Raw genomic sequence first — 14,251 nt, forward strand, 5'->3', positions numbered from 1 at the left:
GATAACGATGTATACCCTCCAGGTCCTGACTGCCATTGCCGGCGATTTTGTGTTCGGCGACCCGCGCTTCCTGCCCCATCCGGTGCGGCTGATCGGCCGGTTGTGCACTTTTACTGAAGAGCAAACCCGCTCGGCAATTGCCGGTCCGGCCATGGCCGGGGCCTTGACGGTGGCCGCGGTCCTGCTGGCCACCGGGCTGACCCTGGCGCTGGCGCTATGGGCCTGCGCCGTCGTGTCGCCGCTTGTGGCCGATATCGTGGCGGTCTTCCTGTTCTACACCTCGGTCGCCGCCCATGACCTGGCCGGCCACAGCCAGACGGTCTATCGCCGCCTGATCGCCGACGACCTCGACGGGGCGCGGCAGGCGGTGGCGATGATCGTCGGTCGCGACACGACCCAACTCGACCGGCAGGGGGTATGCCGGGCGGCGGTCGAGACGGTGGCCGAGAATGCGGTCGACGGGGTCACCGCGCCGCTGTTCTGGGGGATCGGCGCCAGCCTGCTGGCCGTGCCGGGGAGCGCCAGTCCCATCGTCCTGACCGCGATCGGGGCGCTGCTGTACAAGGCGGTCAACACCATGGACTCGATGTTCGGCTACAAAAACGAAAAATATCTGCAGTTCGGCCGGACCGCGGCCCGGCTCGACGACCTGGCCAATTTCCTGCCGGCCCGCCTGACCCCGGTCTTTCTTGTCCTCGCCGCCGCCATCCAGCGGCTGGACTGGCGGGCGGCGCTCAGGATCTGCCGCCGTGACCGGTTGCGCCATGCCAGTCCCAACTCCGGCCATCCCGAGGCGACAGTGGCCGGGGCGCTGGGCGTCCGCCTCGGCGGGCCGTCGGTCTACTTCGGCACGATCGTCGACAAGCCCTGGCTGGGCGACGACCGGCGGGCCATCGACGCCGAAGACATCCTCCGCACCAACCGGCTGATGTACCTCGGCGCCCTGCTGTTTGCCATCTTCCTGCTGGGATGCAGTGCAGTGATCATGGAGGGATGAATGCAAGAGCGATCGGCCTTCGTCATCGCCGCCACCAAGAGCGGCTCCGGCAAGACCCTGCTCAGCCTCGGGCTGCTGGCCGCCCTGGTCCGGCGGGGGCTGGCGGTGCAGCCGTTCAAGTGCGGCCCGGACTTCATCGACCCGACCCTGCACACGATGGTGGTCGACCGGGTATCGCACAATCTCGATCTGTTCATGATGGGGGAGGAGTGCTGCCGCCGGATCTTCGCCCGAGCCGCGGTTGAGGCCGACGTCCGCCTGGTCGAAGGGGTGATGGGGCTGTTCGACGGCGGCGAGGCCAGCACCGCCGCCCTGGCCCGGGTCCTCGATCTGCCGGTGCTGCTGGTCGTCGACGCCCGCTCGGCCGCCGAGAGCGTGGCCGCGGTGGTCAAGGGCTTCGAGGTCTATGACCCGCGAATCCATCTGTGCGGGGTGGTGCTCAACCAGATCGGGTCGGCGCGGCATGTCGCGCTGATCCGCGACGCCCTGGCTCAATCCTGCGCCACCCCGTTGCTCGGCGCCTTTCCGCGCGAGCAGCAGTTCATGATGCCGGAGCGCCATCTCGGCCTGCACATGGGCGAGGAGAACCCGCTGTCGGCGGGCCAGCTTGATCGGCTGGCGGCGGCGGTCGAGGACCATATCGACATCCCGGCGCTCTTGGCCGCGACCGTCCAGCCGCTGCCACCGCCCCGCCAGGTTCCGCCCCCGGTCCGACCCGTGCAGCCGCGGCTGCGCCTGGCGGTCGCCCGCGATGCCGCCTTCTGCTTCTACTATCAGGAAAATCTGGCGATGCTGGCCGCCGCCGGCTTCGATATCGTGCCCTTCAGTCCGCTGGCCGACGCGGCGCTGCCGCCGGCCACGGCCGCCGTCTATATCGGCGGCGGCTATCCCGAACTGCATGCGGCGGCGCTGACCGCCAACACCTCGCTGCGGACGGCGCTGCGGCAGTGGGTCGAGGACGGCGGCCCGCTCTACTGCGAGTGCGGCGGCCTGATGTACATGGCCGAGGAACTGGCCGATACCGAGGGCCGGGTGCATCCGATGGTCGGGGTCTTCCCGCTGCAGATGATCATGCGGCCCCGGTTCAGCCGGCTCGGCTACCGCCGGGTGCGGTTGCGGCGCGACTGTCTGCTCGGCCGCCAGGGCGATACGCTCTACGGTCACGAATTCCACTATTCGGAACCGATTGGAGAGGCCCCGGCACTCGAATGCCTCTACGCCCTCGACGACGGCCGGCAGGAGGGGTACGCCCGGCACAACGCCATCGGCAGCTACGTCCACCTCCACTTCGGCCGGACGGTCGGCAATGTGGACCATTTTTTTCGCCATGCACTCAGCATGCAGACCAGGAGGGAAGAAAGGACATGATCCAGGATATCCGACCGGAGGACATCGAGCGGGAGAGCTTCCGCATCATCGAGGAGGAGTTTTTCGCTCGCACCGGGAGGCGACCCGGGGACTTCGACGCCCGGGAATTCGCCATCCTGCAACGGGTGATCCACGCCACCGGTGATTTTTCCCTGACCGACAGCATCCGGTTCCACCCGCAGGCGATCGATCGCGGCCTCGCCGCCATCCGCGCCGGCCGCAATCTCTACGCCGATGTCGGCATGGTGGCGGCAGGCATCGGCAGCAAGCTGCAGACCGCCTTCGGCGGCCGGGTGATCTGCCGGGTCGGCGACGAGGAGGTGGCACGACGGGCCCGGGCGACCGGCCGCACCCGGTCCGAGACCGCGCTGGAGATGGCGAGCGGCGACAACGTCGGCATCGTCGCCGTCGGCAACGCCCCGACGGCCCTGCTGGCGGCCATCGCCCTGGTGCAGCGGGGGACTTTCGCCCCCGACCTGATCGTCGGCGTCCCGGTCGGATTCGTCAACGCCGCCGAATCGAAGGACCTGCTGGTGGCCGCCGGCCTCCCGGCGATCACCGTCCTCGGCCGGCGGGGCGGCAGCCCGATTGCCGCCGCCATCGTCAACGCCCTGCTGAAGATGGCCTGACGGGCGGCCGCGCCGGTCCTTGACTTTTTGCCGGCGTGATGCTACTGATGAGCCGGTTTTTTCACTACTCACCCATTGCCGAGAGGATATACACGTATGGAACGAACATTTGCGATCATCAAGCCGGACGCCTTCGCCGCCGGTCATGCCGGAAAGATCCTGAGCCGGATCTATGAAGAGGGGTTCACCGTGGTCGGCCTGAAGAAGCTCTACCTGAGCAAGATCGAGGCCGAGGGCTTCTATTACGTCCACAGGAGCCGGCCGTTCTTCGGCGAACTGACCGAATTCATGAGCAGCGGCCCCTGCATCGTCATGGTCCTCCAGGCCGAGGGCGCGATCAAGAAGTGGCGCGACCTGATGGGCGCCACCAATCCGGCCGAGGCCGCCGAAGGGACGCTGCGCCGCCAGTTCGGCTCCTCCGTCGGCGAGAACGCCACCCACGGCTCGGACGCCCCCGATACCGCCGCCTTCGAGATCGGCTACTTCTTCTCCGGTCTCGAACTGCTGTAATCCCGCCTGTACCCCGCCGTTCCGTCCCTCGATCGGGGCGGGACGGCGGTCCCTGTTTTTCCCGCCCCCTCCCTCGCCCCTTTCTGCCCGTCGTGATGCTGCAATCCCGTCCGGGCGCCCCATGCCGGATGTAAAAATGTATATTGACAAATCCTGCTGTACATGTACATTTACAGCAAATGTCCATATACATTGGAGGGGGATGATGGAGCTGAGCGGAACCCAGAAACGGCTGTACGATTATCTGGCCGAGTGCCTTGCCCGGGACGGGAGGACCCCGAGCCTGCGGCAGACCGCGGCCGACATGGGGGTCAGCCACACGGCGGTGGCCCAGTTGCTCGGGCTGCTGGAGAAAAAGGGGGTGGTCGAACGCGACGGCCGCTACAGCCGGTCGATCCGCCTCGTGGCCGGGCAGGAGCGCCGGCGGCGGGACGACCGCAGCCGGGAACTGCCGATCATCGGCCAGATCACCGCCGGTCTGCCGATGTACGCCCAGCAGGAATGGGACGGTTCGGTGCTCGTCGACCGCCGCCTCTTCCCCGGCGACAACCTGTTCTGCCTGCGGGTCAGGGGTCGGTCGATGCAGGGCGCCGCCATCCTCGACGGCGACCTGGCGATCTGCGAGCCCCGCCAGTACGCCGCCAACGGTGAGATCGTGGCGGTGCTGATCCAGGGGGAGGAGGCGACGGTCAAGCGCTTCTTTCTTCAGGCCGACCATATCGAACTGCGGCCGGAGAATCCCGAGTTCCCGGTGATGCGCTACCCGTTCGGCGAGGTGCTGGTGCAGGGCAGGGTGGTCGGGGTGATCCGGGGCCCCGGCGGCATCTTCGAGACGGGGCAGCGGGTGGCATGAACGGGCCGCCGGCGATACTGACCGTAGGCGAAACCGACGGCGCCGGCCAGGGCAGGGGCTGCCGCATCGCCGTCGGCACCTGCGGCTATTCCTATACCGAATGGGCCGACAGCGGCTTCTATCCGCCCGGCACCAGGACCGCGGCGATGCTGCCGCTCTATGGCCGCTCGTTCTCGGTGGTCGAGCTCAACTACACCTGGTACCAGATGGCCCGGGCCGAGGCGATCGCCCGGATGGTCGACAAGGCCCCGCCGCACCTGCGCTTTGCCGCCAAGCTGACCCGGACCATCACCCACGAACGGGAGCAGGACTGGCGCGAGCAGTTGCAGCAGTTCCGCCGCGGCATCGCCCCGCTCGGGAGTCGTCTGCTTGCCGTTCTGATCCAGCTGCCGCCGGATTTCGAGCGCAGCCCCGACAACCGCCGCCATCTCGCCGCCCTCCTCGACGGTCTGCAGGGTCTGCCGGTGGCGGTGGAGTTCCGTCACGGTTCCTGGGCCGTCGATCGGGTCTTCGCCGAGCTCGAGCGGCGGGCGGTGAGCCTGGTGACCGTCGACGCCCCGTCGCTGCCCGGCTTGTTTCCACTGCTCGATGTGGTCACCAACCCGCAATTGCTCTATGTCCGCCTCCATGGGCGCAACGGCGTCGGCTGGCGCTCCGGCAACATGCAGAAGAAATTCGATTACGACTACAGCGCCGCCGAGCTGCGGCAGTGGAGCGATGCGATCCTGCGGCCGATGGCGGCCCGGGCGGAGCGGGGGGTGGTCTTCTTCAATAACCATGTCCGGGCCCAGGCACCGCGCAACGCCCGGTTGCTGGTCGAGATCCTGGGCGGGGCGAGCGCCTGAGGGAGAGGGGCGATGTCCCGGGAACGTGCGATCCTCCACCTCAACGTCACCGATTTCGCCGTCGCCGTCGAGCAGGCGGCCGAGGCGCCGCGGCGGGGGCGGCCGCTGATCATCGCCCCGCCCGGCACCTCGCGGGCGACGGTCTACGATATGAGCGAGGAGGCCTATCGAGCCGGGGTCCGCAAGGGGATGGCGCTGTCGCAGGCGGCCCGGGTCTGCCGTGGGGCCGAGGTCCGGCCGCCGCGGCCGGAGCTGTACCGCCGGGCGATGGACGACTTCCTGCGGCAGGTGCGGAGCTATTCGCCACGGCTGGAGCACGGCCTCGAGGATGGCCATGTCTTCGTCGACCTCACCGGCACCCATCGCCTGTTCGGGCCGGCGATGGATGTCGGCCTGCGGCTGCGGAGGGAGGTGCGGCGGCAGCTCGGCTTCAACCCGATCTGGACCCTGGCGACCAGCAAGCTGGTGGCCAAGGTCGCCTCGCGGCTGGTCAAGCCGGTCGGCGAGTACATCGTCAGTGCCGGCGACGAGACCGATTTCCTCGCCCCCCTGCCGGTGTCCCTGCTGCCGGGGCTGGCGCCTGGGGAACTGCGGCGGCTGGGCGAGTTCCGGATCTTCACCGTCGGCCAGCTGGCCGGCCTCAGCCGGGGCCAGCTGCTGGTGCCGTTCGGCCGCCGCAGCGACTATCTGTACGATGCCAGCCGCGGCATCGACACCGCCCCGGTGCAGACCGGGGCGGAAAAGGAGGCTGTCGTTTTCGAGCATGTCTTTGCCGGCGATACCAATGACCGGCAGGAGGTGGAGGCGGCGGTGGCCGACCTGATCAGCCGGGCCGGGATGGAGCTGCGGCAGCGGCGGCAGGAGGCGCGCCGGGTCGGCGTCCGGGTCGGCTATGCCGACGGCCTCCAGGTGGTCCGTTCGGCCTCCGGCCGGCGGCGCACCGCCAATGATTTTCAGCTGCAACAACTGGCCGACCAGGCCCTGGCCCGGGCCTGGCTGCGGCGGGGGCGGCTGCGCAGCTGCCGCCTGGTCTGCGACGATCTGTGCCGGCAATCACCGCAGCTGCCGCTCTTTGCCGAGACCCACGGTCGGGAACGGCGGCAGGCCGGGCTGCTGGCGGCCATGGACACCATCCGCAGCCGTTACGGCCAGGCCCTGATCGCCACCGGCCGGCAGCGGTTGTCCCCCTTGCCGGCGGCAACCGGCGAGGCCGCCTGAGACCGCGCCATGTTTCCTCTCCGGGTCCGTTCCTCCTACTCCCTGCTCGAAGGCACCGCGCCGCCGGCGACCCTCTGCCGTCAGGCCCGGCAGCACGGCTATCCGGGCCTGGCGCTGACCGACGGCGACAACCTCTACGGCCTGTGGCCTTTTCTCGCCGCCTGCCGGCGGGAGGGGTTGCGGCCGGTGGTCGGCGCCGAGATCTCCGAGCCCGGCACCATGCGCCGGGCCACCTGCCTGGTCGAGGACGAGGCCGGTTATGCCAGCCTCTGCCGGTTGCTGAGCCGGCGCCACGACCCGGCCGGCTTTGATCTCGCGGCGGCGCTGGCCGATGGCAGCGAGGGGCTGACCATCCTCGGCGATCATCTGCCGCTGCTCGACGAATTGTGGGAACGAGGGCTGGCGCCGGTCGCCGATCTCGGCCCGCAGCCGACCGAAGCCGGCCGCCGGCTCAGAAACTGGGCCGGAAGCCGGGGCGTTGTCGCCGTCGCCACCCCGGCCAGCCGGCTCGCCGGTGAAGAGCAGCGCGACCTCTATCGTCTGCTGCGGGCGATCGCCGGCACTACCACCCTCAGTCGCCTGGAAACCCTGGAGTCTCCGGCCGGGGTCCACCCGCTGTGCGGGCCGGAGGTGTACCGCCGCCGCTTCGCCGTGTGGCCGGAGGTGGTGGAAGCGACGCTGGCGGTGGCCGAGCGCTGCGCCTTCACCGGTCCGGCCTTCGGCATCGTCATGCCGCCCTGGCGCCGGGGCGGGGAAGGGGAGGCTGTCCAGGTGCTGCGGCGCAGAGCCTACGCCGGGGCCCGCCGCCGCTACGGCGACGACCTCGGCGAGACGGTGGTCGACCGGCTCGAGCATGAACTGCGGATCATCGCGACGATGGGCTATTCCGCCTATTTTCTGGTCGTCCGCGACATCGTCCACCGCAAGGGGGCGGACGGCCGCCGCCACAAACGGCGGATCTGCGGCCGCGGTTCGGGCGCCGCCTCGCTGGTCGCCTACTGCCTCGACATCACCAACGTCTGCCCGATCCGCTACAACCTCTATTTCGAGCGTTTTCTCAACCCCGGCCGCCGCGACCCCCCGGACATCGACATCGATTTCGCCTGGGACGAGCGCGATGAGGTCCTGGCCGACATCCTGGGCGACCACGCCGGCCAGGCGGCGATGGTCTGCAACCATATCCGCTTTCAGCCGCGGATGGCGATCCGCGAGACCGCCAAGGTCTTCGGCCTCCCGGAGGGCGAGATCGCGCGGCTGACCCGCCGCCTGCCCTGGCTCTCCCGCGGCGACGGCGATGGGCTGCAAGAGCGGTTGCAGGGCCTGCCGTCGCTGGCCGACCAGGACTTCTCCGCCCCCTGGCCGGCGATCCTCCGCCTGGCAACCCGGTTGATCGGCCTGCCGCGCCATCTGTCGGTCCATTCCGGCGGGGTAATCATCACCCCCGGACCGATCACCGACTATGTCCCGATCGAATACGCCGTCAAAAAGATGCCGATCAGGGTGCCGATCATCCAGTGGGACAAGGACGGCGCCGAGGAGGCGGGACTGGTCAAGATCGACATCCTCGGCAACCGCAGCCTCGGCGTCATCCGCGACTGTATCGCGGCGGTACGGCAGGGCGGGACGCCGCTGGCCGAGTCCGGCTGGAACCCGGAAGACGATCGGCCGACCAGGGAGGCCGTCGCCTCCGGCCGGACCATGGGCTGTTTCTACATCGAGAGCCCGGCCATGCGCCTGTTGGAGCGGAAGGCCGGCAGCGGCGACTTCGAGCAGCTGGTGATCCAGTCGTCGATCATCCGTCCGGCCGCCAACGAGTTCGTTCGTGAATACGTCCGGCGGCTGCATGGCGGCAGCTGGCAGCCGCTGCATCCGGCGGTCGGCGACATCCTCGACGAGACCTACGGCCTGATGGTCTACCAGGAGGACGTGTCGCGGGTGGCGGTGGCCCTGGCCGGTTTCAGTCATGCCGATGCCGACGGCCTGCGCAAGGTGATGGCGAAGAAGGACAAGGTCCTGCAGCTGCAGGACTACCACCGGCGTTTCCACGACGGCTGTCGCCGGCGGGGGGTCGCCGAGGCCGATATCGACCGGGTCTGGCGGATGATGCTGAGTTTCGACGGCTACTCCTTCTGCAAGCCCCACTCCGCCTCCTACGCCCGGGTCTCGTTCCAGGCGGCCTATCTCAAGCGCCACCACCCGGCCGAGTTCATGGCGGCGGTGATCTCCAACCAGGGCGGCTACTATTCGACCTTTGCCTATGTCTCCGAGGCCAAACGGCTGGGGCTTACGGTCCTGCCGCCCGATGTCAACGCCGGCGACCGCCGGTGGCAGGGACGGCCTGGATCGCTGCGGGTCGGCCTGCAGTCGGTCGCCGGGCTCTCCGCCGCCTGTCTCGACCGGCTGCTGGTGGCTCGGCAGCAGGGAAAATTCGTCGCTGCCGTTGATTTCTGGCACCGGGTCCGGCCGGCCGACGACGAGGCCCGGGCCCTGATCCATGCCGGGGCGATGGACAGCCTGGATCCGGGGGGCAACCGCACCGCCCTGCTCTGGCAATGGGCCGTCTTCCTGCGCCTGCGCGAGACGGCAAAGGCGGCCTCGCTTTTTCCGGCCGTGCTGCCCGAACCGCCGCCGCTGCCGCCGCCGGACCGTACGACGCTGCTGCGCCGCGAGTACGCGGTGCTCGGTTTTCTCTGCAGCGATCACCCGGTGACCCTGATCGGCCGGGTGCCGCCGGGCCTGGTCAAGGTCGCCCGGCTCGGCGAATGCGTCAATCGCCGGGTGCGCTGCGCCGTCTGGCTGCTGACCGGCAAGCTGGTGGCGACGAAGAGCGGCGAGGCCATGGAGTTCCTGACCTTCGAGGATGAGACCGGCATCGTCGAGGCCACCTTCTTCCCGCCGGTCTATCGCCGTTGCGCCCACCTGCTGCAGAGCGGTCGGGCCTATGTCCTGGCCGGCACCGTCGAGCAGGATTACGGCGCGATCACCCTGACGGTGGAGCAGGCGGAGGCGCTCGGGACGGGCGGGTGACGGCTGCAGAATGGTCGATCCGACGATCCATCCTGAAACCACCGTTTTTTACCAACGGCGAAGATGCAGTGGAATAATGGCGGAGAAACCGGTATCCTTCCAGCCTGTCAGGGACCGTATCCGCTGCCGGCAGAACGGCTGGAGCGGATGTCCCTCGCCGGCGACCGCTGACGGCCGCCGGAATTTTGTCGCCAGGGCATACGATGACACGTCCACCCCTTTTCGCCAGCATAGTTCTGATCCTGATCGTCCTGGTGCTCCCGGCCCCGGCGTATGGCCCGGCAGAGAAGGAGCCCATTATCCTCGGCCAATCCTGCGCCCTGACCGGCCCGTCAAGGTATCTTGGAATCGAGTTGCGGAGCGGGCTGCTCGCCGCATTTGCGGAGGCCAACCAGCAGGGCGGGGTCAACGGCCGGGAGATCGTCCTGTTGACCATCGATGATGGCTATGAACCGTACCGGGCCGTCGCCAACACCCGCCATCTGATAGAAAAAACAACGTTTTCCTGATAATCGGAGAATTGGGGACGCCAACCTCCGAGGCGGTCCTCGCCTTGACCGAACAGCGGAATGTCCCCTTTTTCGCCCCCCACACCGGAGCGGAGTTCCTCCGCACCCCTTTCAGGAAATATGTCGTCAATATCCGCGGCAGCTATTACCAGGAAATGGAGAAGGTCGTCTCGCATTTCGTCGACCGCCTGAAGCTCAGCCGCATCGCCTGTTTCTACCAGAACGACAGCTATGGCAGGTCCGGCCTCGACGGCGCCCGGATCGCGCTTGCCCGGCGCGGCCTGAAACTCGTGTCCACCGGGACCTACGAACGTAACACCGTCGCCGTGCTGGGCGGGATGAACGACATCTACAGGGCCGATCCGCAGGCCGTTCTGCTGGTGGGGACCTATACCGCCTGCGCTGAATTCATCAAGCTGAGCAAACTTCGCCATGGGGAAAACATCCTTTTCAGCAACATCTCCTTTGTCGGCTCCTCCGTCCTGCAGAAAACACTTGGCACCTTCGGCGGCAATGTCATCATTTCCCAGGTCGTCCCCTTTCCGTGGGACAACCGGATCCCTCTGGTCAGAGAATATGTCGCGGCCATGGATACCTACCAACACGATGCCTCTCCGGAATTCACCTCGTTCGAAGGGTATATCGCCGGCCGCCTCTTCTGCGCTGTTGTCAGAGAGGTGAAAGGTGTTCTGACGAGAGAAAGTTTCATCCGGACAATGGAGGAGGTCGGTCGCTTCGAACTCGGCGGACTGTGGTCCTCGAATTCGGCCCCGAGGACCACCAGGGGCTCGATATGGTGCAATTGACCTCGATATTCTGAGTTACCGGTTTGCCCTTGACAGCATCCGCCAACGCTATCATTCAGGGACGCGAACGGGGCCTATGTCTTCAAGGATATGATCGATATCGTCAGCGAACGGGGCGCCGGAATATACAGATATCTGTGGCCGAAACCGGAGGTCGACGGCAGAAATTACCCCAAGGTCTCGATTGTCAGATCCTTCGAACCGTTCAACTGGTTCATCGGCACCGGAATCTACGAGGACGACATGCAGGCGCAGGTGAAGGAAGATGTCCTCGGTCGGCTGAAAAAAATCCATTTCGGCAAGAACGGTTCGGTTGCCTGCTTCAGTGCCGAAGGCGTGACCTTGATCGACTTTGAAGAAATGCGGAGCGGTCGCAAGGTATCGACGCTCGTCGATGCCCACGACACCCCCTTCGGCCGACAGCTGCGGGCCATGGCCCAGAGAGGCGTCAACGGCGGGTTTATCGAATATGTACGACACAGGTCCGGCACGACCGAGGATGTGGCGAGAATGAGCTACGTCAAGGCGTATCCCCCCTGGAACTGGGTATTTGTCACCAGCATCGACATGGATGAGATGGAAGAGACGATCCAGCGGGAAAGCAGCAGACATTTGAAGATCGTCTACCGGGAAGTCGCCGTCTTTCTGTTCCTGTTTCTCCTGACCATCACCGTCGTCGGGATCGTTACGTATTTCCATTCGCTGAAGATAAAACACGGCATCAGTCTCTTTACCGATTTTTTCAAGGATGCGGCCGACCGCAAAATCAAGTTCGACGAGGACGATGTCCAGTATGCGGAATTTGCCGCCCTCGGCGAGTTCGCCAACCGGATGGTTGACGAGAAGATCGAAAAGGAACACCTGATCCAGGCCGACAAGATCAGGCTCGACACGCTGCTCAGGATTTCGACGATGACGGAGGCCTCGCAGAAGGAGATCAGCGATTTCACCCTGGCCAGGATGCTCGAGATCACCCGCAGCGAGCGAGGGTATATCGCCTTCCTGAACAATGACCGATCGATCGTTTCCTACCAGTCGTTCCTGGAGCGCAATGGAGAGGCGTGGCCCAAGACCCAATGAGGAGCGCAACGTCCCTTATGCCCAGGACGGGGAAACCCGCTACGCCACGATCACCGTCTATCCGCTGGTCGCCGAGCACGTCACCGGCGCCGTCATCCGAATCGATGACGTGACGGAGAGGGTGCGGACCGAAGAGCTGATGATCCAGTCGGAAAAGATGCTGTCGGTCGGCGGGCTGGCGGCCGGGTTGGCCCATGAGATCAACAATCCGCTGGCCGGCATCCTCCAGAATCTCCAGGTGGTGCAGAACCGGTTGTCGCCGGAGTTGCGCAAAAAACAACGAGGTTGCGGCCTCGCTCGGCATCCGGATGGAGGATGTCGAGGCCTATCTCAAGGCCAGGGGGATCGACGAGATGTGCCATGCGATCAATGATTCGGCCAAGCGTGCCGCCCAGCTGGTCCTCAACATGCTGTCGTTCAGCCGCAAGAGCGACGCGAGTTTTTCCAGTCAGGAAATCGGCAGACTGATGGATGCTGCACTGGAGCTGGCGATGAATGACTATGATCTGAAGAAGCGCTATGACTTCCGCCGGATCGAGATCGTCCGACACTACGATGGGGAGATCCCGCTGGTGCCCTGCGAGGCGACCAACATCCAGCAGGTTTTCCTCAATATCGTCAAGAATGCCGCCTATGCCCTGGCCGACAAGCAATTTGTCGACGATGCGCCGCGACTGATGATCGCCATCAGGGCCGACGAACAGGTGGTGACGGTTGAAATAGCCGACAACGGGCCGGGCATGGATGAGAAGACGAGGAAACGGATATTCGAGCCCTTTTTCACCACCAAACCGGTTGGTCTCGGCACCGGCCTCGGCATGTCGATTGCCTATTTCATCATCCACGACCAGCATAAGGGGACGATCCAGGTGCAATCGGAGCCAGGGAAGGGAACGGCCTTCACCGTTCGTCTGCCGTACTTCCGGGTGTAGGACGTTCTTCCGCAGCGGGCGACGTCGTGGCCGGAGTGGTCGCCAGCACCTCGCAGGACAGGCCGCCCCGGGCGAGAAGGACATCGACCCTGTCGCCCCGGGCCACCTCGCCGCTGTCGGTGAGCACCGTCCGCTGCCTGGTCGTCGCCTCCTGTTTCCTGACGATCGCATACCCCCGGGCCAGGGTCGCCAGCGGGCTGACGGAATGGAGCAGGGCCGCCGCCGCGGCAAGGCGGGACTCCATGGTGTGCAGGATGGCGGCGATGTTACGCCCCAGCCGTTGCTGCAGATGCTCCAGGCGCAGGCCCTTGAGCTGCAGCTGGTGCAGCGGCGTCTGGGTCTCGAGACGGGCGAGAAGCTGGGCCAGCCGCTGCTCCCTGGTCCGGAGAAACGCATCGGAGGTCCGGCTGAAGCGATGGATAATGAGATCGAGTTGGAGCGCCAGGTGTTCGAGATGGTCCGGAAATGCCGCCAGCGTCTTGCCGCAGGCGGCCAGTCGCCGTTCTTCGACGGCGAGATGGCGAACCAGCGAGTGCCGCAGGCGGCGGTGCAGGGCGGCGATCCTCTCGAGCAGGACGGTGCCGTCGGGGATGATCCGTTCGGCGGCGCCGGTCGGGGTCGGGGCCCGCAGGTCGGCGCAGAAATCGGCAATGGTGAAATCGATTTCATGACCGATCCCGGTAACCACCGGGAGCGAGGAGCGGACGATGGCCCGGGCGACGCATTCTTCGTTGAAGGCCCACAGATCCTCGATCGATCCGCCGCCCCGGCAGAGCACGATGAGGTCGGCGGCGACCAGCCGGTTGGCCGTATCGATGGCCCGGGCGATCTCCTCGCCGGCGCCCCTGCCCTGGACCCTGACCGGCAGCAGACGGATCGCGGCGACCGACCGGCGGCGGCGCCAGACCGTCAGAAAATCATGGATCGCGGCTCCGGTCGGCGAAGTGATCATCACGATCGACTCCGGGAATGCCGGTATCGGCCGTTTGCGGCCCGGATCGAAGAGGCCTTCGCTGGCGAGCCGGTTTTTCAACTCTTCGAAGGCGATCTGCAGCATCCCCGAACCGGCCTGTTCGACACTGTCGACGATCAGCTGATACTCGCCGCGCTGCTCGTAGACCGAGATCCGGCCATGGCAGATCACCTGCTGCCCATCCTCGATGGGCCGGTCGAGGTAGCGCTCCTGCTGTTTGAACAGCACCGCCCTGAGCTGGGCGGTGCTGTCCTTGAGGACAAAATAGCGGTGGCCGGAATAGGGGATGCGGAGGTTCGAAATCTCTCCCCGGATATGGACAAAGCGGTAATTGCCCTCGAGCAGTTCCCTGATCGATTGGGTAATCTGAGTGACGGTCAGGACTTCATCGGGATGGGGAATCGGCATGGGGAGATCGTCGATCAGCGGTTGGACGCTGAGAAAGGGGGATTGTGGATGGACAGCAGCCTTGGCATATATTATACTTTGCGGCTTGATTTGGGA

At 66.2% G+C, this 14,251-nt stretch carries 11 protein-coding genes and 2 pseudogenes; 12 read left to right on the plus strand and 1 reads right to left on the minus strand.

The annotated features are described in order from the left end of the window. The first annotated feature begins 7 nt into the window (after window positions 1-7). From cbiB to ACWGKN_RS06335, 12 genes and pseudogenes are all read left to right on the plus strand, one after another. Window positions 8-997, plus strand: a complete 990-nt coding sequence (cbiB, locus tag ACWGKN_RS06280; RefSeq protein ID WP_452094884.1) for an adenosylcobinamide-phosphate synthase CbiB — start codon at window positions 8-10, stop codon at window positions 995-997. Then, window positions 998-2,365, plus strand: coding sequence for a cobyrinate a,c-diamide synthase (locus ACWGKN_RS06285; RefSeq protein ID WP_452094885.1), 1,368 nt, complete (start codon window positions 998-1,000; stop codon window positions 2,363-2,365). It abuts the gene before it with no gap. Then, window positions 2,362-2,994: a precorrin-8X methylmutase gene (locus ACWGKN_RS06290; RefSeq protein ID WP_035229064.1), complete on the plus strand. Its 633-nt coding sequence runs from the start codon at window positions 2,362-2,364 to the stop codon at window positions 2,992-2,994. Before ACWGKN_RS06285 ends, ACWGKN_RS06290 begins: the two co-directional genes overlap by 4 nt. A 96-nt stretch (window positions 2,995-3,090) precedes the next feature. Further along, complete coding sequence (ndk, locus tag ACWGKN_RS06295; RefSeq protein WP_035229063.1) at window positions 3,091-3,504, plus strand: nucleoside-diphosphate kinase; 414 nt, start codon at window positions 3,091-3,093, stop codon at window positions 3,502-3,504. 202 nt (window positions 3,505-3,706) lie between these two features. Then, entirely contained in the window at window positions 3,707-4,357 is a 651-nt protein-coding gene (lexA, locus tag ACWGKN_RS06300) for a transcriptional repressor LexA (protein ID WP_424256289.1), read from the plus strand. Continuing rightward, window positions 4,354-5,202, plus strand: a complete 849-nt coding sequence (locus tag ACWGKN_RS06305; RefSeq protein ID WP_452094886.1) for a DUF72 domain-containing protein — start codon at window positions 4,354-4,356, stop codon at window positions 5,200-5,202. Before lexA ends, ACWGKN_RS06305 begins: the two co-directional genes overlap by 4 nt. 12 nt (window positions 5,203-5,214) lie before the next feature. Then, a complete protein-coding gene (locus tag ACWGKN_RS06310) occupies window positions 5,215-6,420 on the plus strand; it encodes a DNA polymerase Y family protein (RefSeq protein WP_035229062.1) in 1,206 nt (401 codons plus the stop codon). A gap of 9 nt (window positions 6,421-6,429) precedes the next feature. Next, on the plus strand, window positions 6,430-9,447 hold the full coding sequence (locus ACWGKN_RS06315; RefSeq protein ID WP_424256287.1) for a DNA polymerase III subunit alpha: 3,018 nt from the start codon (window positions 6,430-6,432) through the stop codon (window positions 9,445-9,447). A 203-nt stretch (window positions 9,448-9,650) separates the two neighbouring features. Continuing rightward, window positions 9,651-10,762: pseudogene (locus ACWGKN_RS06320) on the plus strand (ABC transporter substrate-binding protein). 60 nt (window positions 10,763-10,822) lie between these two features. Continuing rightward, window positions 10,823-11,842, plus strand: a pseudogene (locus ACWGKN_RS06325) (cache domain-containing protein); the annotation flags it as partial. Next, window positions 11,814-12,215: a histidine kinase dimerization/phospho-acceptor domain-containing protein gene (locus ACWGKN_RS06330; protein ID WP_052159898.1), complete on the plus strand. Its 402-nt coding sequence runs from the start codon at window positions 11,814-11,816 to the stop codon at window positions 12,213-12,215. The pseudogene ACWGKN_RS06325 and the gene ACWGKN_RS06330, both read left to right, overlap by 29 nt. Beyond that, window positions 12,151-12,774 carry a sensor histidine kinase gene (locus ACWGKN_RS06335; RefSeq protein ID WP_424256286.1) on the plus strand — a complete coding sequence of 208 codons (624 nt, stop codon included), beginning with the start codon at window positions 12,151-12,153 and terminating at the stop codon, window positions 12,772-12,774. Before ACWGKN_RS06330 ends, ACWGKN_RS06335 begins: the two co-directional genes overlap by 65 nt. Here the strand turns inward: ACWGKN_RS06335 and xseA are convergent. Continuing rightward, entirely contained in the window at window positions 12,743-14,155 is a 1,413-nt protein-coding gene (gene xseA, locus ACWGKN_RS06340; RefSeq protein ID WP_452094887.1) for an exodeoxyribonuclease VII large subunit, read from the minus strand. The genes ACWGKN_RS06335 and xseA overlap by 32 nt on opposite strands. Window positions 14,156-14,251: the final 96 nt, after the last annotated feature.

The sequence above is a fragment of the Desulfoprunum sp. genome (genome assembly GCF_053613775.1).